Source organism: Ramlibacter sp. WS9 (genome assembly GCF_003797765.1).
In the GTDB taxonomy this organism is placed as follows: domain Bacteria; phylum Pseudomonadota; class Gammaproteobacteria; order Burkholderiales; family Burkholderiaceae_C; genus Ramlibacter.
Map to the genome: position 1 here is coordinate 14,530 of NZ_RKMB01000015.1, position 22,661 is coordinate 37,190.

Annotated in this window: 26 protein-coding genes and 1 pseudogene; 5 read left to right on the top strand and 22 right to left on the bottom strand. The window is 65.0% G+C overall.

All coding sequences use genetic code 11. From position 1 onward, the window contains the following. Positions 1-6: 6 nt before the first annotated feature. From EEB15_RS20710 to EEB15_RS20740, 8 genes and pseudogenes are all read right to left on the bottom strand, one after another. Entirely contained in the window at positions 7-3,960 is a 3,954-nt protein-coding gene (locus EEB15_RS20710) for a hypothetical protein (RefSeq protein WP_141511786.1), read from the bottom strand. A gap of 16 nt (positions 3,961-3,976) precedes the next feature. After that, positions 3,977-4,456, bottom strand: coding sequence for a hypothetical protein (locus EEB15_RS20715; protein WP_141511787.1), 480 nt, complete (start codon positions 4,454-4,456; stop codon positions 3,977-3,979). Further along, a pseudogene (locus EEB15_RS20720) lies at positions 4,453-4,821 on the bottom strand (glutamine--tRNA ligase); the annotation flags it as partial. The pseudogene EEB15_RS20720 and the gene EEB15_RS20715, both read right to left, overlap by 4 nt. Further along, positions 4,817-4,951 carry a hypothetical protein gene (locus EEB15_RS34475; protein WP_255466364.1) on the bottom strand — a complete coding sequence of 45 codons (135 nt, stop codon included), beginning with the start codon at positions 4,949-4,951 and terminating at the stop codon, positions 4,817-4,819. The pseudogene EEB15_RS20720 and the gene EEB15_RS34475, both read right to left, overlap by 5 nt. Beyond that, positions 4,948-5,292, bottom strand: a complete 345-nt coding sequence (locus EEB15_RS20725) for a nucleotidyltransferase family protein (RefSeq protein WP_141511789.1) — start codon at positions 5,290-5,292, stop codon at positions 4,948-4,950. Before EEB15_RS20725 ends, EEB15_RS34475 begins: the two co-directional genes overlap by 4 nt. A gap of 61 nt (positions 5,293-5,353) precedes the next feature. Continuing rightward, positions 5,354-5,677: a DNA-binding transcriptional regulator gene (locus EEB15_RS20730; RefSeq protein ID WP_141511790.1), complete on the bottom strand. Its 324-nt coding sequence runs from the start codon at positions 5,675-5,677 to the stop codon at positions 5,354-5,356. After that, positions 5,668-5,985, bottom strand: a complete 318-nt coding sequence (locus EEB15_RS20735) for a type II toxin-antitoxin system RelE/ParE family toxin (protein ID WP_141511791.1) — start codon at positions 5,983-5,985, stop codon at positions 5,668-5,670. The genes EEB15_RS20730 and EEB15_RS20735 overlap by 10 nt, the downstream gene beginning before the upstream one ends. A gap of 35 nt (positions 5,986-6,020) precedes the next feature. Continuing rightward, the gene (locus EEB15_RS20740; RefSeq protein ID WP_141511792.1) at positions 6,021-7,826 is read right to left on the bottom strand and encodes a glutamine--tRNA ligase/YqeY domain fusion protein; all 1,806 of its coding nucleotides are present in this window, start codon (positions 7,824-7,826) and stop codon (positions 6,021-6,023) included. A gap of 256 nt (positions 7,827-8,082) precedes the next feature. On the opposite strand from EEB15_RS20740, the gene EEB15_RS20745 reads away from it, so the two are divergent. Next, positions 8,083-8,430: a hypothetical protein gene (locus EEB15_RS20745; protein WP_141511793.1), complete on the top strand. Its 348-nt coding sequence runs from the start codon at positions 8,083-8,085 to the stop codon at positions 8,428-8,430. A 94-nt stretch (positions 8,431-8,524) separates the two neighbouring features. Here the strand turns inward: EEB15_RS20745 and EEB15_RS20750 are convergent, their stop codons facing one another. Both EEB15_RS20750 and EEB15_RS20755 read right to left on the bottom strand, forming a co-directional pair. Continuing rightward, positions 8,525-9,205, bottom strand: a complete 681-nt coding sequence (locus tag EEB15_RS20750) for a DUF4286 family protein (RefSeq protein ID WP_141511794.1) — start codon at positions 9,203-9,205, stop codon at positions 8,525-8,527. A 2-nt stretch (positions 9,206-9,207) separates the two neighbouring features. Then, positions 9,208-10,005 carry an IclR family transcriptional regulator gene (locus tag EEB15_RS20755; protein ID WP_141511795.1) on the bottom strand — a complete coding sequence of 266 codons (798 nt, stop codon included), beginning with the start codon at positions 10,003-10,005 and terminating at the stop codon, positions 9,208-9,210. A 160-nt stretch (positions 10,006-10,165) separates the two neighbouring features. Here EEB15_RS20755 and EEB15_RS20760 point away from each other — a divergent pair, with 160 nt between their 5' ends. Both EEB15_RS20760 and EEB15_RS20765 read left to right on the top strand, forming a co-directional pair. Beyond that, positions 10,166-11,176, top strand: coding sequence for a TRAP transporter substrate-binding protein (locus EEB15_RS20760; RefSeq protein WP_370283784.1), 1,011 nt, complete (start codon positions 10,166-10,168; stop codon positions 11,174-11,176). A gap of 19 nt (positions 11,177-11,195) precedes the next feature. Further along, positions 11,196-11,639, top strand: a complete 444-nt coding sequence (locus EEB15_RS20765; RefSeq protein WP_141511796.1) for a type II 3-dehydroquinate dehydratase — start codon at positions 11,196-11,198, stop codon at positions 11,637-11,639. 229 nt (positions 11,640-11,868) lie between these two features. On the opposite strand, the gene EEB15_RS20770 is transcribed toward EEB15_RS20765, so the two are convergent. The 11 genes from EEB15_RS20770 to EEB15_RS20830 form a co-directional block, all read right to left on the bottom strand. Then, positions 11,869-12,408: a DUF3455 domain-containing protein gene (locus EEB15_RS20770; protein WP_141511797.1), complete on the bottom strand. Its 540-nt coding sequence runs from the start codon at positions 12,406-12,408 to the stop codon at positions 11,869-11,871. Positions 12,409-12,495: 87 nt separating this feature from the next. Next, entirely contained in the window at positions 12,496-13,383 is an 888-nt protein-coding gene (locus EEB15_RS20775) for a LysR family transcriptional regulator (RefSeq protein WP_141511798.1), read from the bottom strand. 257 nt (positions 13,384-13,640) lie between these two features. Continuing rightward, on the bottom strand, positions 13,641-14,447 hold the full coding sequence (locus EEB15_RS20785) for a LytTR family DNA-binding domain-containing protein (protein ID WP_141511800.1): 807 nt from the start codon (positions 14,445-14,447) through the stop codon (positions 13,641-13,643). Continuing rightward, on the bottom strand, positions 14,444-15,487 hold the full coding sequence (locus EEB15_RS20790) for a sensor histidine kinase (protein ID WP_141511801.1): 1,044 nt from the start codon (positions 15,485-15,487) through the stop codon (positions 14,444-14,446). Before EEB15_RS20790 ends, EEB15_RS20785 begins: the two co-directional genes overlap by 4 nt. Before the next feature lie 10 nt (positions 15,488-15,497). After that, positions 15,498-15,791: a 2TM domain-containing protein gene (locus EEB15_RS20795; protein ID WP_141511802.1), complete on the bottom strand. Its 294-nt coding sequence runs from the start codon at positions 15,789-15,791 to the stop codon at positions 15,498-15,500. 31 nt (positions 15,792-15,822) lie between these two features. After that, on the bottom strand, positions 15,823-16,851 hold the full coding sequence (locus tag EEB15_RS20800; RefSeq protein ID WP_141511803.1) for a dienelactone hydrolase: 1,029 nt from the start codon (positions 16,849-16,851) through the stop codon (positions 15,823-15,825). Next, positions 16,848-17,873, bottom strand: a complete 1,026-nt coding sequence (locus EEB15_RS20805) for a dienelactone hydrolase (RefSeq protein WP_141511804.1) — start codon at positions 17,871-17,873, stop codon at positions 16,848-16,850. The genes EEB15_RS20800 and EEB15_RS20805 overlap by 4 nt, the downstream gene beginning before the upstream one ends. A 6-nt stretch (positions 17,874-17,879) precedes the next feature. Then, complete coding sequence (locus tag EEB15_RS20810; protein WP_141511805.1) at positions 17,880-18,167, bottom strand: 2TM domain-containing protein; 288 nt, start codon at positions 18,165-18,167, stop codon at positions 17,880-17,882. Between the two features lie 33 nt (positions 18,168-18,200). Next, positions 18,201-19,199 (bottom strand): DUF6622 family protein, encoded by a 999-nt coding sequence (locus EEB15_RS34655; protein ID WP_370283770.1) that lies wholly within the window; start codon positions 19,197-19,199, stop codon positions 18,201-18,203. A 128-nt stretch (positions 19,200-19,327) separates the two neighbouring features. Continuing rightward, positions 19,328-19,804, bottom strand: coding sequence for a cupin domain-containing protein (locus EEB15_RS20825; protein WP_141511806.1), 477 nt, complete (start codon positions 19,802-19,804; stop codon positions 19,328-19,330). After that, positions 19,801-20,391 (bottom strand): RNA polymerase sigma factor, encoded by a 591-nt coding sequence (locus EEB15_RS20830; RefSeq protein WP_158290182.1) that lies wholly within the window; start codon positions 20,389-20,391, stop codon positions 19,801-19,803. The genes EEB15_RS20825 and EEB15_RS20830 overlap by 4 nt, the downstream gene beginning before the upstream one ends. A gap of 156 nt (positions 20,392-20,547) precedes the next feature. On the opposite strand from EEB15_RS20830, the gene EEB15_RS20835 reads away from it, so the two are divergent. Together EEB15_RS20835 and EEB15_RS20840 are read left to right on the top strand one after the other, a co-directional pair. Next, positions 20,548-21,030 carry a hypothetical protein gene (locus EEB15_RS20835; protein ID WP_141511808.1) on the top strand — a complete coding sequence of 161 codons (483 nt, stop codon included), beginning with the start codon at positions 20,548-20,550 and terminating at the stop codon, positions 21,028-21,030. Between the two features lie 71 nt (positions 21,031-21,101). Next, positions 21,102-21,926 (top strand): undecaprenyl-diphosphate phosphatase, encoded by an 825-nt coding sequence (locus EEB15_RS20840; protein WP_141511809.1) that lies wholly within the window; start codon positions 21,102-21,104, stop codon positions 21,924-21,926. Here EEB15_RS20840 and EEB15_RS20845 read toward each other — a convergent pair. Then, a complete protein-coding gene (locus EEB15_RS20845) occupies positions 21,889-22,653 on the bottom strand; it encodes an alpha/beta hydrolase (protein ID WP_158290183.1) in 765 nt (254 codons plus the stop codon). The genes EEB15_RS20840 and EEB15_RS20845 overlap by 38 nt on opposite strands. Positions 22,654-22,661 lie beyond the last annotated feature (8 nt).

Sequence of the window (22,661 nt, forward strand, 5' to 3'; positions counted from 1 at the left end):
GGCGCCTCACTTCTTTACGTCCTTGCCTAGGAACCGGAGCACGCGCGCCTTCGAGTCGACGTGGAACGCCGGGCCGGCCGGCTTCCAGACGTTCTCCGACTTGCCCAGGTCGATGATTTCACCGCGTCCGCTGAACAACGCCGAATAGCCGGTGGTCGAGCCCAGTTGAAGCTGCGTGCCGTTGCCGGTGGCCGAGACCTGCGGATTCGCAAAGACTGAGAACTTCATCGAAGCTCCCGGAGCCACCGCCAGCTTTTCCAGCGCGAGCTTGACCATGCTGTTCCCAATCACGGTTTGCGCCTCGGCCCCGTAGCCACTATCTCCGCCGCGCCAGGGCATATAGTCGACCTTCGCGATCTTGAATTCCTCCTTCTCCGATTCGTTGACGAGCAGCCAATCGTGGAACTCCCAGCCCTCCGGACCACCACGCGGCCAGGTCGCCGGGTCGCCCCGATTCTCCTGCCGAACAATGCGCTGCTGAAACACCGCCTCGACCAGCCGGTGCGTGTCGAGCGTCAGCCTGATGGTCCGTTCGCGCACGAGATCCTTCGGCAGATCCTTGGCCGCCACGTCCGCCGCGAGCAGAGGCATCAGGTTCGTCGGCTCGCTGCCGGACTTCAGGCCGCGCGAGCGCCAGCCGAGGAAGACGTGATCCCCGTAGTCCGCCGGTGCGGTCAAGGTGATGCTCCCGGTGGCCTTGTGATACGTCCGCATGAAACGCCCAGCGCCATGGTCGTGCTCGTTCAAATCCTTCTGACTGCACTTGATCTCCGGTTCGAGCGGACTCGGCACGCTCACGAAAACCGAAACGTGGTTCGGGTCCACGTCTTGTGCCGTGTATTGCACCTCGATCGTGACCGCTGAAAACGTCGCGGCGTAGTCGCTGACCATGTCCATCAGCTCGCGTTCGATGACGAGGCTCGACCAAGCCGACGGCCGGCTGCGCAGTGTCTCCGGTGCGGTGGTCAGACCGAGGAGCGTGCGAATCAGCGAGTCGTCCATCGGGTCGGGTGTGTCGGCGCTGAGCGTGGTCCTCTCCCCCACGCTGCTGACCGTCGTGCCCCAGCGCCGCTCGGTGTTGCGGAACAAATACAGCTTGCCGTTGCGCCGCAGCGTCGACTCATCCCCGTGCTTCATCCGCAACCTGACATCGACCGCTGAAGGCGGTGGATTGATCAGCTTGGCATCGACCACCTGGATATCGTAGATGCGCACGTTTTCCAGGCTGAGGTGCAGCTTGCCCTCGGCCATGGGATCAACGACGGCTGACTTTCCCGGCCCGTTGAGGGCCGCGAGGTGCTTGTCCGACAATTCGAGCGTGAACTTGCTCTTCGTCGCGGTCTGACTGGGCACCGTGGTGTTGTAGTAGGTCAGCAAACGATCGGCGACGGTCTTCAGGTTCTCGCGAAACACCGTTCCCAGTGCCTTGAATTGTTCTCCGCTCAGGATCGCTTCACTCTTCGGCTGCACGACTTCCTGCAGTTTCTTGAATATATACTCCGAGTTTGTGTCGAAGTTCGGCAGCGTCTCGAGCCACAGATAGAGGTAGGACTTTACGAAATAATATTCGTAGCGCTGCAGCCGCTCCAGCGCCCGCAGCCCCATCGCCCGGGTGTAACGCAAGCCCTCGGGGGTCAGGTTTTTTGCGGTAGTGGAGAGCGCGCCGCGCAGCTCGATCTCGGTCAGCCGGTTGTTCACCACGATCGTCGACGCCTCGTCAAGCCGGCGCACGATCCCCAGCAGCTTCACCGCAAACTCGGCTTTGTCCTTGTTGAGCTTGTCGAGGTCCTTCTTGAGTTTCGCATACTCGGGGCATTTCGCGAGCGCCTTCTCGACCGCCGCCTCCACTTCGTCCTCGGAAACCGCGAAGGCACCAAGCGCCTTGGTCATCTGCTCCTTCGCTTCGGTCTGCTCCTTGATGTGCTTCTTCACCTTGTTGCCCAGTTCCTTCTTCTCGACCTCCTTGGTGAAGTCGTCCTTCTCCTCGTTCTCGTCGGATTTCAATTCGAGCAGCTTCTTCGCCCCGGCCTTCACCTTCGGCATCAGCTTATCCTGGACGAGCTTCGTGTCCCAGAGCTCGGCGCCGATTTTTTTCACCGAACCCCACGGCTGGTCGGCGTCAAAATCCGCGAGGGCGGTGAGCCCCTTGCCAACGGCGGCCAGCGCCGGCTGGCCGACCGGAATCATCTGCGCAATCCCGCCGAGGAGCTTGCCGGCGGCGCGGAAGAATTTTTCGCGTTCCAGATCACCCTTGGCATACCGTTCCACGTCGGCTTCGATCGCCATCGCGTCGCGGATTACATGATCGATGCGAGCGCGAAGCGCGTCGTAGTCCTGATCGACCGTGACCAGCTCGGTGTTGCCGTCGTTGTAAGCTTTGATCGCGGCGTCGGTTTCTTTCTTCACCTGCTCCAGCGTGGTCTTGATGGTATTGGCCCGGGCCTCTGCGCTCGCCTGGTTGTGCTCGATCCAGTAGGCCAGATAAAGCCGCGCCATGGCGTCGCGGGTCTCCGTTTCGAAAGCCGAGTAATTGCTCTCGAAGGAAAGCACCGGGGTCCAGCCGGCGGGGTATCCGAAATAATCAAACGGACTGTCGATCTGGGCCACCAACGCCCTGAGTTCGGCCTCGATTGGCATGAACTCGATCGGCAATTGGGACGCGCCGGCCACGAAATCGGGGCCACTCGAAGCCGCTTTGGCAAGAACGGCGTCGAGCGCCGCCAGGGTGGCGACATACTCCCCTGCCCGCCCCCGCAACGACGAGGCCTGACCTGCGCGATAGGCATCGCGCAGGTAGCTGGTGAAGGCCTGGAGGTTGAGCGGGTGCAGCCAGACTGCGTCATCCGTGCGGCCGAGCGGCTTTTGACGGCCCGCAGGCTCGGCCGTGGGCGCCTCGGGCGCTGGAACCGCCGCATGCCCGTAGGACTCGTGCGTCTGGTTCATTTCGAATTCCTTCCCGGATTTCTTTGAGTTCCAAATGGTCCCCTTTTCGTAGTAGGCATATACCGAGCAGGACTTCACGGGCGTGCCCGCCAACGAGGCCGCAACGAGAACCGCCTTTTCTCCGCTCTGTCCCGCCTTCTGTTCTGTGCGTGGCGTCAACAAATCCTGAAACCGGGAATAGACGTCGCCGCCCGCTCCCCCGCCGCCCGGCGTGCCTGGCATGCGCTTGGGGGGCTGGCCATTGCCCGGCGGGAAGTCGCCCTCGAAGAAATCCGCGCGATCATTCTTCGTTGAACGGCCGTTTTCACTAAACCAACACCAGATCGAGGCGTGAACGACCGTGAAGCCGTTGGTCTTGCCGCGCATGTCATCTGTCCAGTCGAAGTCCGCCGAAACGCCGAGGTCGGTTTTGGTCGTAGCCTTGCCATTCCAAGGTGTGAGGTTTTTGCCATCGACGCCCTTTTCACCCAATTGCGCCGGCTGGCCGTTGCCGCCGTTGGCGATGAGCCGCTTGTCGCTGCCCGAGACCTCCAGCGTCTTGACGTAGAGATAAATGCTCCCGGCGGGCGCACCCTTCAACGCAACCGTTTTAGTGCTGCGCGTATCGATGGAGGGCGGTGTCGTATTGATCAGGCCCGTTTTTTCGAAGCGCAGGCTCCGGGCGTGAATCGTGACGGTGGCGCCGGGCACGATCAGCGGGCTCCGGATGATCACCTCGTCTGCAGCGATGTTCAGAAACCGAAGGTTCTTCCGACCGTTCACGCGAACGAACAACGGCTGTGCGCTCGAGTTCTCGAGAACGACGGTCATCCCCGATATGGTTATGCTCTTCGTCTCGATCGCCGCCGCATCTTCGCTGGCGGGATTGAACACCGCCATTCCCGCGTCGGCTTCGACGAATTGGATATATTTCTGGCTGTCCTGCGCCGGCATGATGCCGGCCTGGTTCAGGATACGATACTCCGTCGGCAACGCCGACGGCACGGAAAGCACGTCCAAAACAGAGTTCTTCGCCATGGTGGTATACCTTGCATCAATGCCCGCCCGCCGGGGAACGCGGACAAGCGGAGTGGAAAGTTATTGAGCTTTCCGGAATGGATGACAGCCCCTTGAGGGGAAGCGCCTTGCCCCACATTTGCAGGTGGAGATTGAAGAACCATCTGTCGCGCACTGGCATCTCAGAATGGAAACTCGAAGGCCCGGTATCGTCGAGGGCGAGCTTCTGTTTGCCGAGCGTTATTCGACCGCCAATGGCATCCGCAAGCCGGGACTTTAGTTCAGTCTTGCGAAGGGACGAAAACGATTTTTGTCCAGCAACTAGATCACCGGCGCGTGTATGAAAGTCAATCGAGCGACTCGCGGGCAGCGGTTGGAAGAGAAGTTGCGCATCAATGATTCTGTTGATGTCGCTCTCAGCTAAGGCCATGTAGCGAACAACCAAAGAGCAGCCGTCACAGAGCCAAGAGTCTGCTGCCTCAGTAAAACTTTGTACAGTTGGGGGAAAACCAGTCATTTCCCCCAACTATCCTTCATCCCCGCCACCCTGTTAAACACAGACTTACCCTCTCCTCCATTCAGAGGAGGCGGCATGTGGTCTTTCCGATCCGCCACAAAATACCCATGCCTCTCGAACTGAAACTTCTCATCCCCTTTCGCTGATGCCAGCGACGGCTCCACGTACGCCGTCACCATTTTCAGCGAATCCGGGTTCAGTTCCTTGTGGTAGTTCTTGTCCGTCGTGTCCGTCGTGTCCGGCTGCGGCACGGCGAAGAGGCGGTCATACAGTCTTACTTCGGCTTTCAACGCATCGGCCACGGCCACCCAGGTGATCACGCCTTTCACTTTCACCGCATGGCTGCCGGGCGTGCCGCTTTCAGTCATGTGAATCTTCACGCGCACGCAAAGCGCCTTCGATCTCTTCCACGAAGGCACCAGCTTGTTCGACTGTCCATTTCGCTTCGTCCGGGCTGATCAAGTCGCCCTTGACCATCAGGTCAAGCGCGTTCACAACGCAATGCCTTCGCGCGCGATGTTCTGCAGCAGCCGGGGGTTGGAATAGAGCTCTGGATGCGCCCATTCCTCGTCCCACACCGGCAGTGGCTGGATGCGAATGCCGGTGGCAAGCAGAACGTCGTAGGCAATGTCATCGAGCGCCATCTTGGTCTTGATGAACGGACCTTTCTCACCTGTCAGCAAGACCGCGACGTCGGCGTCGCTCTCGTCATGCGCCGTGCCACGGGCGCGGCTGCCGAAGAGGATGGCTTGGTGTGCGGGGTAGTGGCCCACCACGCCCGCCATGAATGCGCGGACGGCTCGCAGCGTATCGGGGTCTACCGTCGAAGCATTCATGGTAGTGATTTCGCTGCCAGGGCAGATATCGGCCGGAACGATCACTCGGCTTGCCTCGTCGTCACGCTGATTCCAGGTTCTTGAACACCTGTTTCAACACCTTCGGCTGCTGCTCTGCGATGGTGATCAACGTGCGTGCCGCACCGGAAGGTTGCCGGCGGCCTTGTTCCCAATCTTGCAGTGTGCGAACAGACACGCCCAACAGGTTGGCAAAGTCTGCCTGAGAAAGGCCGGATTTCATGCGGGCATGGGTGACTGCCGGCACTTCCACACGGGCAACGACTTTGCCTTTTCCCGCTTTCATCTGACGCACCGAGAGCAGCAGTTCCGCGCCAATGTCGCGCTTGGCATCGCGGGCGAGCAATTGCTTTTCAGTCATGCGCATTTTTCAATCTCCTGCTTGAGCTGTTTCAACACATCGGCCGGCACGTTGTCGCGAGCGCTCTTGGCATAGATCAACAGCAGCCAGATTTCACCATTGGTCAGCCGGTTGAAATAGATCACGCGCACGCCACCACGTTTGCCCGCGCCTTTGCGTGACCACCGCACCTTGCGCACACCACCGGAACCCGGCACCACATCGCCGGCGTCCGGCGAATGGGCCAACCACGTCGCAAACTCACCTCGCTCGTCTTCGTCCCAATAGTCCGGCCACAGGCCTTGAAAAAGTGGGGATTCGACGACAGTGAGCATCGTAGGCGATTATACGGCTTTGCCGTAGAGTTGGCTTACTTCCCCCAACTATCCTTCATCCCCGCCACCCTGTTAAACACAGGCTTTCCCTCCGCATGATCCTTCCGATCCGCCACAAAGTACCCATGCCGCTCGAACTGAAACTTCTCATCCCCCTTCGCTGACGCCAGCGACGGCTCCACATACGCCGTCACCACCTTCAGGCTATCCGGGTTCAGTTCTTCCAGAAAATCTTTCTCTGTCGTGTCCGGCTGCGGCACGGCGAACAGGCGGTCGTACAGCCGCACTTCCGCCTTCAGCGCATCGGCCACGGCCACCCAGGTGATCACGCCTTTCACCTTGATGGCGCTGGCGCCGGGGGTGCCGCTCTTGGTGTCGGGCACCAGGTCGGCCAGCACGCTCACCACCTGGCCGGTCTCGTCGCGCACAGCGCCCTGGCACTCGATCACATGGCCGTACTTCAGGCGCACCTTGTTGCCGGGGAACAAACGGTTGTAGCCCTTGGGCGGGACATCCTCGTAGTCGCTGCGCTCGATCCACAGTTCCTTGCCGAACTTGAAGTTGCGCACGCCGCGCGATTCGTCGTGCGGGTGCACGGGCGCGCTGCAGTCGTCCAGGTACAGGCCGTCGAAGGCGGCGTGGCCGGCGTCTTCCATGAGCTGGTCCCAGTTGGTGATGATCAGCTTCACCGGGTCGAGCACCGCCATCGCTCTCGCGGCCTTCGGGTCCAGGTCGTCGCGCAGCGCCTGGTCCAGCGTGCCGTAGTCGATCCAGCTGTCGCTCTTGGTCACTCCTATGCGCTCGGCAAACAGCTGGATGCTCTCGGGCGTGTAGCCGCGCCGGCGCAGGCCCACGATGGTGGGCATGCGCGGGTCGTCCCAGCCGCTCACGTGCTCGTCGTCGACCAGCTGCTTCAGCTTGCGCTTGCTGGTGATCACGTACGTGAGGTTCAGCCGCGCGAATTCGTATTGGCGCGGGTGCGGCTTGTTGATGAGGCCGCCTTCGCTCAACCGGTCCAGCAGCCAGTCGTAGAAGGGCCGCTGGTCTTCGAACTCCAGCGTGCACAGGCTGTGGGTGATGTTCTCCAGCGCGTCCTCGATGGGGTGCGCATAGGTGTACATGGGGTAGATGCACCACTTGTCGCCGGTGTTGTGGTGCGTGGCGCGCCGGATGCGGTAGATGGCCGGGTCCCGCATGTTGATGTTGGGGCTGGCCATGTCGATCTTGGCGCGCAGCACGGCGGCGCCGTCGGCCAGCTTGCCGTCACGCATGTCGCGAAAGCGCTGCAGGCTCTCGTCGATGCTGCGGCTGCGGTAGGGGCTGTCGGTGCCGGGCTTGCCGAAGTCGCCGCGGTTGTGGCGCATCTCTTCGGCGGTTTGCTCGTCGACATAGGCCAGGCCGGCTTCGATGAGGTATTCGGCCGCGCGGTACATGAAGTCGAAGTAATCGCTCGCGTGGTAGTAGTGCGAGGTGCCGTTGGCGTCCCAGCCAAAGCCCAGCCACTTCACCGCGTCCAGGATGCTGTCGACGTATTCCTGGTCTTCCTTCTCGGGGTTGGTGTCGTCGAAGCGCATGTGGCACACGCCGCCGTAGTCCTGCGCCAGCCCGAAGTTCAGGCAGATGCTCTTGGCGTGGCCCACGTGCAGGTAGCCGTTGGGTTCGGGCGGGAAGCGGGTGCGGATCTTGGCCGGGTCGGGCACGCCTTGTTCGTGCGTGGCGGCGTCCGCGGGCTGGCCGGCCCAGTGGCGCTGGGCGTACGTGCCTTGCTCCAGGTCGCGTTCGATGATCTGGCGCAGGAAATTACTGGGCTTGGAGAGTTCTTTGTCGGGGGCGGCTGTCATAGGGCCATTCTATTGAGTTGGTTACAACCCCTTGCGGTGACGGTGGCAGGCGGACATGGATTGCGGGTCGTGGCCCGCAATGACAGAGGGGAGGTGTTGTGCGCTGCCAACCCGTTACGCACAAAAGGGGCCGAAAACCCGGATGGGTTACGTCTCGCAACGCCTTTGACGGAGCAGCGATAGTCATGTCATGGCCCGCTGCGTCTAATCAAATCATGGGCGCATGTGCACGCGCCTCGCATGACAGGAGTACCCCATGAAATTCAGCAGTTCGATTTATGGCAAGGCCGCCGCGGTGGCCGTCGCCCTGGCGGCTGCAGGCACGGCCTCGGTGGCGCAGGCCCGCAGCAATGTGTACTTTTCGGTTGGCGCCAACGTGGCCCCGGGTGTGGTGCTGGGCGTGTCGAACGCACCGGTGTACTACCCGCCGGTCTACGCGGCCCCGGTCTACTACCAGCCGGCACCGGTGTACTACGCGCCGGCTCCCGTGTACTACGGCGCGCCGGTCTATGTGCGGACGGCGCCCGTGTATTACGGCCACGTGAGGCACCACAGGCATCACCGCCACCATCCCGCTGCGCGCGGGTACTACTACAGGTACTGATTCGACGACATCCTTCTCAGAGCCAGGTTCTCCAAGCTGGGCCCCCGCGCATGAGCGCTGGGGCCTTTTTTTGTGCGTTGCAGGCCGTGTCGATTCAGGCCGTGTCGCTTGCGGTATGGGAGTGGCAAAGGCTGTACAGCCCGGCGTGTTCCCCGGGTGCCGCGCCATGGCTTGCCAGTGAGTCGGCGCTCATTGGGCCGGCGCGCACTGCTTCGAGCGCCGCAAGCTCATAGCCGCACGCCACAAAAATCCAGTCGGCGGCCTCGTCCGCGCCCCGGATTTTTTGCTCGGTGGTGGCGGCAATCTGAGGGGTTTGCGTTTGCAGCAGATGCGCTGCGGTCGTTCCCGCGTGCGATGCAATCTCTTTGGCTTGTGCGGCCAGGAACGCGCGCAGCGCGCCTTCACTGCCTTCTTCGGGCGAAAGCCGCAGTGTCAGCGCATGGCGCGCGATGGCGCCACCCACGCTCTCCAGCACGCGGCACTGGCTGCGCACCATGTTGCGGTGGTGCGGCATGAGCTTGGTGGACCACGGCGTGGGGCTGTTCAGCCGCGCGAGGTAGCCCGGCGATGAGAGCGTTTCGTAGTCGGCCAGCTCGTACATGATGAAGAAGCCTTCCCCGCCATCGGCCGCGGCCCAGCGCGCGCCGCGCAGGAAGCCGGGGATGCCCATGCGTTCGGGGAAGTGCTCGTGCGAATGCCAGTTCTGGAATTCGTCACGGTGTTCGGGCGCCATGTCCCACCACATGGCGATGGCGGCTTTCCCAAGCAACGCCATTCTTAGTCCTCCACCGCGGGGCGATCGCGCATGAACATGGGGGAGGCGCGGCTGGCGACGGCCAGTTCATCGGCGGCGCGCAGCAGCTCGGGGCCTAGTTCTTCCATGCGCGCTTCCGTCAGGCGAATGGCGGGGCCGGCCACGGTGATCACCGCGATGGCCGGCTCGCCATGGCGCTGCACCGGCGCGGCCATGGCCGTCATTCCGGGCGCATACATCTCATTGATGGTGCTGAAGCCGCGCGCCCGGTCTTTCGCCAGGATGCGCAGCAGCTCCTTCACGGTGGTGGGCGCCTTGGGGCCGTAGTGCTTGGGGTCGCCGAAGCCCTGTTTGGAAACGATCTCGATGGCGCGCTCGTCGGAAAGCGTCATCAGCCAGGCGTGGCCGCCCGCGCTGCACGACAGGCGCACGTCGATGCCCATGTCGGGGTCATAGCGCAGGCCGAAGCGCGCGCCCTGGGCCTTGGCCACGAAGGTGAGCCGATCGCCGTCCACCAGCGCCAGGCGCACCAGCTCGCCCGAAACCTCGGCCAGCCGGTCGATCAGCGGCTGGGCGATGTCGACGATGCCCGAGCCGCTGAGGAAGGTGAGGCCCAGCGCCGCCAGCTTGGTGGTGAGGGCGTAGTCGCCGTGGTCGCGCAACTGGCGCACATAGCCGCAGCGCGCCAGATCCGTCAGCAGCCGGTGGCAGGCGCTGCGGGGAAGGGCCAGGTCCTGCGCGATGCCGGCGAGCGACATGCCTTCAGGGTAGGCCGCCAGGTATTCGAGGATGCCCAGGGAGCGCTCGAGCGTGCCGTTCATGGGTCGGGCCTCGGGCTTCGCTGCCAAATGCCTAGTTTTGAAATCAGGTTCCATATTGGAATGGTATTCCATTTCGTGTGATACGATCCGCTCGCGGGCCGCCGGACGGGGTTGTCAGGTACGGCTTTTCCATCCCCATCAAGGAGACAGCATCTTGAACATCCAGCTTACCCGCCGCGCGATCGCGTGCGCCGCCGCCCTCACATTCGCCGCTTTTGGCGCCATGGCGCAGGACATCCAGGAACGCACCATCAAGTTCGGCCACCTGAACAATCCGGACCATCCCACCAGCCTGGGTGTGCGCAAGTTCGCCGAGATCGTCGCGGCCAAGAGCGGCGGCAAGATCAAGGTGCAGGAATTCGCGGCATCGCAGTTGGGCAACGAACTGCAGCAGCAGTCGGCGCTGCAAGGCGGCGTGCAGGAAATGCTCGTGGCGTCCACCACGTCGCTGAACGGCATCGTCAAGGAATTCGGCCTGCTCGACTTCCCCTTCCTCTTCGCCAATGCCCAACAGGCAGACGCGCTGGTCGATGGGCCGCTGGGCAAGATGATTGCCGCCAAGTTGCCGGAAAAGGGCGTCATCGTCCTGGCCTTCTTCGACCTGGGCTTTCGCAACGTTACCAACAGCAAGCGGCCCATCATGAAGGGCTCTGACCTGGACGGCCTGAAGCTGCGCGTGATTCCGAACCCCGTGTTCCTGGAAACCTTCAAGACCTTCAAGGCGAACCCGGTGCCCATGCCCTTCGCCGAGCTGTACGGCGCGCTCGAGAACAAGGCGGTGGACGGCCAGGAGAACCCCTTCGCGGTGATCCTGTCGAGCAAGCTCTACGAGGTGCAGAAGTACGTGAGCGGCACGAACCACGTCTACGCGACCAACCCGGTGCAGATCAGCAAGCGTTTCTGGGACAAGCTGTCGCCGGTGGAGCAGAAGCTGCTGCAAGACGCCGCCATCGAAGCGCAGAACTACCAGCGTGTGGTCAGCCGCGAAATCTCGGGCAAGGCGTTGGGCGAGCTCAAGGCCAAGGGCATGGTCTACAACGACATTCCGCCCGCAGAGCTCGCCCGCATGCGCGCTGAAGTGAAGCCGGTGTACGACAAGTTCTCCGCCGCCTATGACCCGGCTGTCGTGACGCTCTTCAAGACCGAGCTCGAGCGCGTATCCAAGTTCTGATGCGGAAGTTCTGAGCTTCATGAAAATCCTTGTCCTCCACGGCCCGAATCTCAACCTGTTCGGCAGGCGCGAGCCGCACATCTACGGCCACACCACACTGGCGCAGATCGATGAGCAGCTGGCCGCGCTGGCGGGGGAGCTGGGCGTGCAGCTGGAAACCATCCAGTCCAACCACGAGGGCGTGCTGATCGATTTTTTTCACAAGCACATCGACTCCGCGCAGGGCGCGCTAGTTAACCCCGCGGGTTTGACGCAGCACGGCGTGCCGCTGCATGACGCGATCAAGGCGATGCCTTTCCCGGTGCTGGAAGTACACATGTCCAACATCGCCGCGCGCGAACCCTGGCGCAGCCACTCCATCATCTCGCCCGCGGTGAAAGGCACGATCCAGGGCCTGGGGCCGCAGTCGTACCTGCTGGGGCTGCGAGGCATTGTGGCGCTCGCGAGAGAAAACAAGGGGTGAGCAAACTGCCGCCCTCGCGGTTTCGGACGGCCAAAAAAGAGGCCCCCAGGCTTTAGGCCTGGGGGCCAACATGCCAGTCGCGGGACGGAGGGCCGGACCAGCTCACCCCGGAGGAGGAGGGGACTCAGAGGAGTCGGGGTGATTGCTAAGTAGTAGACGCTGGCCCAGCTGTTTCCTATGTAGGACAGGGCCCACAAAGAGTGCCAGACAGAGCCCAGGCTACAAGGGCTTACATCGCACGGTAGAAGATGTAGTCGGCCTGGTATTTCACGATCTGCTTTTTGCCGATTTGCGCGTCCGCGCAAGGGGCCGAAGGCGCCACACCGCCCTGCGTGGCGACGCGCTGGATGTACGTGGTGCCGGTCATCATGCCGCTGCCCATGGCGGGGTTGGCCTTGACCAGTTGCAGCGGGATGCTGCCGGCCGCTGCGGGCGCCACGGCAACCTGGGTTGCAGTGACCTTGGAGCCGTCCATGTTCTCCCAGGTGGCGGGCGGGCCGAAGTAGCGGCCGACCTGCTTGCCGCCGCGGTCCATCAGCTTGGCGTCGGGGCCGACGAACACCCACTCGTGGCCGGCCATGCCTTGCTTGGCGCGGCATTCGTAGGTGATCTCGCCTACGCCCACGGTCTCCATCGCCACCTTGTTGCCGGCGGGCACCTGAACGGTGGCGGGCAGCATGGCCTGGTCGTAGGGTTTCATCATCATCGGCTGGCTGGCGCAGCCGGCGAACACGAGGGCGGAGGCGGCGAGAAGGGTGAGACGGATCATGGTTCGAGCTCCTGGGGTGGTTGAAAGGGTGGCGGTGCCACCCTTGCCGTACGCAGCCGGGAGCCGATTGGATGTGAGCGCGGCGGTTCAGCGCTCCTTGAAGCGCTTGAGCACCTCGAGCACGCTGCGCGTGGCGCCGTCCAGCAGCGGCAGCGCGCGGTGCACGACCACCGTCTCGCGCGCCAGCGCGGGCTTGAGCGGGACGGCTTGGATGCCGCGCACCAGGTGTTCCGCCACCGGGCCTTCCAGCGGCAGGATGGCCGCACCGTAGCCGGCGGCCACCAGGCTCTTCATCGCCTCGTTGTAGTTGAGCTCGATGCGCACGCGCGGCACGATGCCGGCGGTGCCGAACCATTCCATCGTCTGCTTGTACAGGCGCGTGGTCGAGTCGTTGAAGATCAGCGGCTTGCCGGCCAGCCATTGCGGCGACACGCGCTGCGGTGCTTCCCAGTCGGCGGGCATCAGGGCCATCATCGGATCCCGCCGCCAGCGCGACACCACCAGGTCGCCCGGCGCTTCGGGCGGGGCGACCAGCGCCACGTCGAGCGTACCGGCGGCGATGCCCGCCAGGCCGTCGTAGGTGCCGATGATCTGCACGTCGACGTCGACGCCCGGGTGGCTCTTGGCCATGGCCTGCAGCATCTGCGGCAACAGGTACACGAGGATGCCGGTGGAAGTGCCCAGGCGCACGCGGCCGGTGCGCCCGGCCACGATGCCCCGCACGGTGTCGACTGCGTCGTCGGCTTCGCGCAGCAGGCGGCGCGCGCGTTCCACCAGCACGGCGCCGGCGGGCGTGGGCACGACGCGGCGCCCGCCGCGCAGCACGAGCTGGGCCGACAGGCGCGACTCCAGCTCGCTCACGTGCAGGCTCACCGTGGGCTGCGCGAGGTTCAGCGCCTGCGCGGCGGCTGAGAAAGTGCCCAGGTCGGCGATGGCTACCAGGGTCCGCAGCTGGTCCAGGTTCAGTTCACGCATCAGGAAAGCTGATAAGAGAGATCAGGATTCTCAACTTCACAAATGGCAGTGTAGCCGCCAAGATGCATGTCATGAACTTTGGGAGCACATCATGATTTTCAGATTGCTGTTGAGCCTGTGGGCCCGGCGCCGGGGCTACACCCGCGCGCATGAGGCGCAGCTGCGCGGGATGTCGGACAGTGAATTGGCGGATCTGGGGATCGGGCGCAGCCAGATTCCGTCGGTGATGTGCGACGACGAGACCTGGCTGACAGGCGTTACATCGCCCGGAACAGGTGCGCGTACAGCCGGCTCACCGGCAGCTTTTCCTTGCGCCCGCGCAGCTGCAGGTGCAACTTGCCGGCTTCATCACGCGTGACGGTGTCGATGGCATCCGAGCGCACGACGGTGCCGCGGTGCACTTGCCAGAACCGCTGCGCGTCGAGCTGCGGCAGCAGCTCCTTCAGCGGCGTGCGGATCAGATACTCGTGGCCTTCGGTCAGCACACGCAGGTATTTGTCGGCCGCTTCGAAGTAAACCACTTCCTCCACCGGCACCATGCGAATGCTGGTGCCGACGCTGACCTGGATCAGCTTGAGTGGGCCTTGCGCCGCGGCCTGACCGGGAGCGTTGACCGTGCCGAGCAAATTGCGCAATTGCCCCAGTGTGGCCTCGATGTCCGTGCCGCCTTGCGCGCGCTTGGAGAGAACCTCCTGCACCTTCGCCACGGTCTTTTGCAGGCGCGCAGGCTGCACGGGCTTCAGCAGGTAATCGACGGCCTGCGTTTCGAAAGCTTGCACCGCGTATTGGTCATACGCCGTGACGAAGACGAGCGCGGGGAAGGGCAGCTCGTGCGGCCACTCGTCGGCCAACTCCACGGCCGCGTCGAGGCCGCTCTGGCCGGGCATGCGGATGTCGAAGAACAGCACGTCGGGCTTGAGCGCGAGCGATTGCACGACGGCCGACGCACCGTCGCCCACCGTCGCGGCGATGCGTAGCTGCGGCCAGGCCTTCGCCAGCTCGGCTTGCAGCGCGGTGGCGAGCAGCGGCTCGTCTTCAGCGATGAGGGCGGTGGCTTCGCTCATGACGCAAGAGGCAATCGAAGAACGGTTCGCGCGCCGCCATCGGGCGCCGCGGAAAAATCCATCGTGGCCGCGCCGTTGTGCAAGGCGGCCAGGCGCTCGCGCACCTGCGTCATGCCGAAGCCCTTGCCGCCGGCCGTGGCTCCGGACGGCCCGACGCCCGTGTCCGCCACTTCCAGCACCAACTGCCCGGCTTCGCGGCGCGCGCTGACGGTGATGCGCCCACCACCCACCTTGGGCTCCAGGCCATGCTGGATGCTGTTCTCTACCAGGGGCTGCAGCAGGAGCGCGGGCACCGCGTGCTGCGCCAGATCGGCCGGCAGTTCCAGAGAGTACGAAAGGCGCGGCCCCATGCGGATCGCCATCAGTTCCAGGTAGTCGCGCAGCCGGTCGAACTCGGCTTGCAGGCTGTGCGTGGCGGCGCGCGATGCGCTGAGCGTGGCCCGCAGGTACGCGATCATGTGGTCCAGCATGCCCTGGGCGCGCTCAGGGTCCACGCCGATCAGCGCACGCAGGTTGGCGAGCGTGTTGAACAGCATGTGCGGCTCCAGCTGCGCTTCCAGCAGCTTCAGGCGCGCCTCGTTGGCGTGCTTGTGCGCCTCGAGCATCTTCTCTTCGAGGTAAGCGCTGCGTCCGCGGCTGTAGAAGAAGTAGCTGCCCGCAACGCCGGCCATGACCGTGATCAGGATGGACGCGCGCCATTGGCTGCGGTCTGTGTCCGGCAGGCCCGGGGCAAACCAGCCGTAGTAGGTGCACAAGGCACTGGCGATGCGCGTCCCCAGGATGTACGCCGCCGCAATGCTGCCGACCACGAGCGCGAGGCCGGCCAGGCCCTTCGGCCAGCCCGTCTCGCGGCTCGACGGAAAAGAATGGCGGCCCAGGTCGATGAAAGCCCACATGAAAGAGCCGATGAACAGCGAGTAGACGACGCTCGGCGCGTAGGGCCGCTCGGGCTGGAAGGAGTACTGGATGGTGGCGATGACCAGCGAGAACGCGAGGACCTGCAGGTAGTGCTGCAGTTTGGAAAGCCAGTCGATTCTCACGGCCGCAGCTTCAAGAGCCGCCGTGCTCGCGCCGCAGGCGCTCGCGTTCCTGCGCCACCATGCGCTCGCGCAGGCCGCTGCCCTTGCCCAGGACGAACACCGAGACGCCGTGCAGCGCCAGGCCCAGGCCCCAGCCCAACGTGGCATAGGGATTCCATGGGCGCGACCGCCAGCCGAAGTAGGCCGCCGCGAAGATCATCAGGTTGACGAGCACATACACGGTGGCATGCACATACCAGCCCAGCTTGGCGCCCGCGCGCTTGTGGGCGAGGCGCTCGATCTCTTCGGCGGACATCGGGGTCATGGTGCGGGTGGGGTACAGCGACACGGTCATTCTAGGGCAGCAGGTGCTTGCGGAAAAATGCCGTCACGGCCCGGTTCAGTGTGGCCACGGCGGCCGGGCGGTCGAAGCCCGGCGGGTCGCCGTTGAGCTCCTGGGCGATGGCGCTGATCTTTTCCGCAGGGGGCGTGGGCGACAGCATCACGCCGTGCGACGCATCCGGGAAGTCGGCCACGGTTTCGCAGGCGGCACACGCGGCGCGCACGGCGCCGATGTGGAAACGCGGCACCTGGTTGATGTCCTTGCCGGCGGAAACCAGGCCCAGCGGCACGCGGGGCACGGCGAGCGAGGGCATGTCGAAGTCTGCGGCGAACGGTACCGCGGCAACCACGGCGGCGATGCGCGGATCGTTGTGGGTGTACCAGGTTTCGTCGTCGAAGCGCTGGCGGATCACGCCCAGCGCCACGGCTTTCTTCAGGCCGTCCAGCAGGTTGCCGCGCAGCCGCGTGGTGTAGCCCACGCAAGAGGAGAAATCGTCCTCGATGTGCGCCTGGCAATGGCCGCGGAAGGCGGCGGGCGACCAGCGGCCACCGGCCAGGCTCAACGCGGTATGGCCGCCCGCTGAGCCGCCGAACATGCCGACACGGTCCAGCGTCAGCAGTGGGCCGAAACGTGAATCGGCGGCCATCGCGTCGATGGCGCGCGAGACTTCGGCCGGCCGCATCTTCCAGCTCACGGGGCCCGGGTCGCTGAAGTCCTTGTAGTGGTCGCCCTTGTGTTCGGGCAGGGCCACGGTAAAGCCCGCCTCGACCAGCGCGCGTGCCAGGTCCGCATGAACCCAGGGCGCGCCGCCCGAGCCGTGCGAGATCACGACCAGGCGGCCATTGCCGCGAACCGGCGCGCCTTGCCAAGCCATGTTGAAGGTGAATGGCCCCCGCTGCAGCGGCTGTTCGGCGGCGCTGGTGGGGTAGTACACGGTGACGGGGCCGTCGCCTTTGGCGCCGGGCAGTTCCATGAGCCCCATGCCGGCCTGGGCGGCCGCGGCGGCGAGTGCCAGCAGGCAGGCGGCGAGTTGCTTTTTCATGGCAGCAGGTGCTTCTGGAAGAACACGGTGATCTTGGCGTCCACAGCGGGTAGGACGGCGCGGTCGAAGCCGGGCGGGTCGCCCATCAGGTCCGCGCCGATCTCGCCCAGCCGGTCCATGGGCGGCAGCGGCGATAACAGCGCGCCATGGCCGCCCGTCGGCAGGTCCGCGACCAGTTCGCAGGTCTTGCACGCGGCCAGGATGCGGTCGCTGTGAAAGCGCGGCGTGAGCCACTTGTCCAGCCGGGCAGTGACGAGCCCGAGCGGCACGGCCGGCGCGGCCAGGGATCCGGCGTCGAAGTCGGCGGCGTACGGCACGCCGGCCACGACGGCGCGGATGCGCGGGTCGTTGTGGACGTGCCAGGCCTCGTCGGTGAAGCGTGTGCGGATGGCGCCGACGGCGACCATTTTCTTCAGGCCGTCCAGGAAGTTGCCGCGAAGACTGGTCATCAGCCCCACGCACGACGGGAAGTCCTCGGCGATGTTCGCTTCGCAGTGCCGCGTGAATTGCGCGTCGGACCAGCGCCCGCCCGCCAGGCTCAGCGCCGTGTGGCCGCCGGCGGACATGCCGTACATGCCGACCTTGTCGAGCGACAGCAGCGGCGCGAAGCGCGCGTCTTGCGCGACGGCATCGACGGCGCGCGACACTTCGCCGGGCCGCAGCTTCCAGCTTTCGGGGCCGGGCTTGGAATGGTCCTGCGCGTTGTCGCCCTGGTGCTGCGGCATGGCAACCACGAAGCCCGCTTCGACGAGTGTGCGGGCCAGGTTGGAGTGCACCCACGGGTTGCCGCCGGAGCCGTGCGACAGGACGACGAGCCGGCCGTTGCCACGCTGCGGCGCGCCGTTGAACGCGAGGTTCAAGGAGAAGGGGCCGCGTTGGATGGGTTGGTCCGCGGCGCTGGAAGGGTAGAAGACGGTGACCGGGCCGTCGCCTTTGGCGGGCGTGACCTGCGTGAGGCCGACGCCGGCGTGCGCGCACGTGGCGGCGAGGGCGAGGAAGCAGGTGAGGAGGTATTTGTACATGGCGGCTTACCAGGGATCCCGCTGCAACTGCAGGCGGTTGCGTTCGCGCTGCACCAGGCTCTCATGCAACCCGGCACCACCGGTGGCGAAGAACACGGCCAGGCCGTGGATCGCCAGGCCCAGGCCCCATCCGAAGAACGGGAAGACGGCCCAGTTGCGTCCGCTCATCGCCGACAGCATGAACAGCATCACGTTGACGGCGATGAACACGGTGGCGTGGATGTACCAGCCCATCTTGGCGCCGGCGCGCTTGCGGGCCAGCCGTTCGAGGTCTTGCGTTTCAGTGGCTTGCATGGTGTTCTCCTTTGAAGTGTGAAAGGTGTTGGATCAGGTTTGCAGGGCCGGCACGACGCCGTGGTTAGGCCGCAGCGCGAGGCGCAGCAGGCGGGCGGCGCGGCCGGCGAACATGCCGCTGAAGGCGCCGTACACGGTGGACAGGGCCAGCGCGAAGCTCAGGTCGAACTTCAGCTCGGGGCGCATCGCCATGGCCACGCCAGCGGCGTACTTGGTCAGGAAGATGCCAGCGATCAGCGCCATCGGCACCCAGCTGCCCGGCAACTGGAACAGGCGGGTCTTGGCGTCGTAGGCGGCTTGCGCCGGGCCGAAGCACAGCATCACAGCCAGCAGCAGGGTGGCAGCGGCGACGGACCAGATGCCCAGCACGGCGGCCGTGGCGCCGAAGGCGGAGATGGTGCCCCACAGCGAGAAGGCAGTCATGGCGACGGGCATGATGACGATGCGCTTCAAGCTGGCGCTGCGGTCGCGGGTCTGGCTCAAGCCCAGGGCCAGCAGGGCGGCCAGCAGGCCCCACACCCACAGGGGCGTGAAGGAAACGATCTGGAGGAACGAGGGGGTCATGGAAGCTCCTTGGGTTGCAATGGGTTGAACGATGGTTTCAGCGGTGTGGACATGCGGGGCGACGAGGCCGAGCCAGTCGACCCAGAGCAGCTCGCCCAGCAGGCGGCCGGGCAGCAGGGTGAAGGCGCCGGCCGCCAGACAGGCGCCGATGTACAGGCGCTGCATGGTCTTCTTGTGGCCGGCGATGTTGCCTTTGGCCAGGAACCAGAACGACAGCGCGAGCAGGCCGAGCACCACGGGCACCAGAAGGTGGATCGGCGAGAAGCCGGCGATGTTGGGCAACTTCCCGCGAATGAACAGGGCCGAGACGGCGGTGGCGATCATCAGCGTGACCCAGGCGTGGCCGAAGGCGCGGTGCAGACGCGGGCGTTGCTGGCGGCCGCGGCGGGCCCACAGCGCGATCGGGCCCGTGACGACGGCGCCGATAGCGGCGGTGACGTGGACGGCGATTTCGGGGGTGAGGGACATGGTGTGCTCCGGCGGGTCTTCGATGGAGCGGACTTTGCCGGGCGGCCCCCGAACGGGCCACTGCGATGGGACGAAACGGCGGAAAAACGGTGCGAAATGCAGGCGTGGCGGTGCGACCTGCAGCCCGATCAGACCAAGTGCTCAGCCTTGGGCGAGGCCCCGCGCAGGTAGATGACGCACCCGTCGTCGGTGGTGCTGTCGGCGTCCAGCACGTCCTGCCGGACCCGATGGAAGCTGCCCGGGCCCAGCACCAGGCCGCCGATGCGCAGCCGGCCCTCGAGGACCACGCATTCCTCGTCGTGCGGATGGCGGTGGGCGGGCAGCACGGCCTTCGGCGCGAACTTGAGCAGGTAAGACATCACGCCGTCCTGCTCGTGCAACACCTTGCGCTCGATGCCGGGAAGGAACCCGTGCCAGCTGCCGCCTTCGGCAGGCACGGTGATGTGGTGCGGCACCGAATCGGCCGCGATGCGCTTCATCAGCCGGGCGCGTACACGCGCCATCGCCGTGGCATCGAAGCCTTGATCGGCGTCACCGTTCGCGCTCTGGGCTCCCGTGAGCGCGGCGGCGATGTCCGGGTCGAGAAGGAATTCTGGCTCGCTCATTGCAGCACCTCGCGCAGCTTGTGTTGCGCCCGGTTGATCAGCGACTTGACGGTGCCCAGCGGCAGGCCGGTGAGCGCGGCGATCTCGCTTTGGCTGTGGTCGCGGAAATACGCCAGGCCCAGGACCCAGCGCTCGTTGGCCGAAAGCTGCGCCAGGGCGCTGTGCAGGCGCGAGCACGCCTCCACGCTTTCCAGCAGCTGTTCGGGGCCAGGACTGGGCGTGGCTTCGGTTTCGTCGGCGTCGAAGGCCGGTGCACCGGCCTGGCCGCCATGCCGCAGCGTCTCCTGGCGCAGCCGGTCGAGCGCGCGGCTGCGCGCCATCGTGAGCAGCCAGGTGAGGGCGCTGCCGCGCTCCGCATCGAAGCGGCCGGCGTTGCGCCAGGCCTGGAAATAGCAGTCGCTCAGGACATCCTCGGCCAGAGCCTGCCCCACGATCCGGCGGACCAGGGCCATGGCATAGCGCACCGTGCCCTCGTAGAACGCCTCGAAGGCCCGCGCGTCCCCATCCGCGGCGGCGCGGAGCTGGCCGGCGAACCGCTCGTCGCGAGCGGCATTGGCGGCCTGGGGGTCGGTGGCGGGCGCTTCCATGCTCGGCCGAAAGGCTAGCACGAAAGTTATGGGGGCGACGGTGAAATACGCCTGAGTCGACATGCGAGGTTTACGCACGGATGACGTGGCCGGATGCATCCGATCCGCGCACTCTCACGTAATGCAGGAAACAGATTCGCCAAACAGGAGAAAACCATGGCCCGTACCGTCGAAGTCAAGCACCAGATCTGGATCCAGGCGCCGCTGCCCGCGGTGCGCTCGCAGTTCGCCGACCTGTACCACCACATCGAGACAAATGTGCACCCCAAGTTGAAGTTCGAAGTGCTGGCGCAGGAGCCGAACCGGGCACGGTTCACGCAGGAGGTCAAGTTGCTGGGCATCAAGCAGCGCGACCTGTTCGAGCGCACCATCGACGCGGACGGCAGTATCCACGATGTGTCGATCGAAGGCTTCAACAAGGGCGGCTCGCTCGATTTCGCCTTCAACCCTTCAGCCGCCGGCGGCAAGGAGGGCACCGAGGTCGACATCACCATCCGGCTGCAGACGCCACCGCTGATGGGCTGGCTGGCGCCGCTGCTGCGCTCCCAGGTCTTGAAAGAGGTGACGGCCGCGGCGCTGGAAGACAAGTACGACCTGGAGCAGCGGGGCTATCGGCCGAAGGAGACGGCAACCGCCTGAGAGGCTGTCGTGCCGGACTCGATCCGGCATCCGTGCAGCGATAATGCGCCCTCTTTCTTCAAGGGGTGTGCGTGGATATCGTATTGCTGGTCAAGGCGGCCATCATGGGGGTGGTCGAGGGCCTGACCGAGTTTCTTCCGATATCCAGCACCGGCCACCTGATCCTGGCGGGCGCGCTGCTCGGGTTCGACGACGAAAAGGCCAAGGTCTTCGACATCGCAATCCAGACCGGCGCCATCCTCGCGGTGATCATCGTGTATTGGCAGAAGATCCGCGACACGCTGGTGGCGTTGCCCACGCAAAAGCAGGCGCAGCGATTCGCGCTCAACGTGCTGATCGCTTTCTTCCCGGCCGTAGTGCTGGGCCTGCTGTTCGGCAAGGCGATCAAGGCGAATCTCTTCACGGCGGAGGTGGTCGCCACCACGTTCATCCTGGGCGGCTTCATCATCCTGTGGGCCGAGAAGCGCACGCAGGTGGCGGTGCGCATCCAGGAGGTCGACGAGATGACGCCGATGGACGCGATGAAGGTCGGCCTGGTGCAATGCCTCGCGATGATCCCCGGCACCAGCCGCAGCGGCGCCACCATCATCGGCGGCATGCTGCTGGGTCTGTCGCGCAAGGCCGCGACGGACTTCTCGTTCTACCTCGCCATTCCCACCTTGATCGGAGCAGGCGCGTACAGCCTGTTCAAGGAGCGGGCGCTGCTGTCGATGGCGGATTTGCCCACGTTTGCCGTGGGCCTGGTCTTCTCGTTCCTGAGCGCGTGGCTGTGCGTGCGCTGGCTGCTGCGCTACATCTCCACCCACAGCTTCACGCCGTTCGCGTGGTACCGCATCGCGTTCGGCATCGTGGTGCTGGCTACAGCCTGGAGCGGCGCTGTCCACTGGGCGGCATAGGGCGCCAACCGCCCTCCGGCTGCGCCAGCCGGTTGGCCACGATGCGCAGCACCTCCGGGTTCGTGCCCATGCCCAGGTGGCTGGCGTGCACTTCCACGCTCTCCGAGCGCTCGGTCCGCTTCTCGATGCAGCCCTGCCACGACACGATGCCGTCGGTCTTGCTGTAGATCGACGTCGTCGGCACCGGTGGGCATTGGCAAAGGCGCGCCTGCAGTTCGGGCGTGAGCTGGTCGGCGTCGCGCTTGATCAGCTTGTAGACCGTGCCCGCGTGATTGGCGCTGCCCAATGACGCGAAGGGCGTGCCCAGCGTCACGACCTGGCGCACGCTGTCCGGGCAGCGCTTGGCGATTTCGCGTGCATAGACGCCGCCCAGGCTCCAGCCGACCAGGCTGACCTTGCGCCCATGTTCGCCATGCAGGTCGCGGATGCGCTGCTCCAGGCCGGCCAGCCAATCGTCCAGGTGGCCATCAGGCCCGGTGTTGACGCCGCCTTCCCAGTCGCGCGCGGTGAAGCCCGAGTTGGTGAGGAAGCGGCGCAGGTGCAAGGTGGTCATGGCGCCGCCCGCGAGGCCCGGATAGACGACGACCGGATGGCCATCGCCGACTTTCGTGGCGCCGACGCCCATGCGTGCGGCCATGAAGTCGAACATCGCCCGCAGCGGCTCGGTTGCCAGAAGTGCCAAAGGAGGGGCGCGAAAAGAGGATGAAAGTGCTTGTGTTGAGTCCATGCACTCAA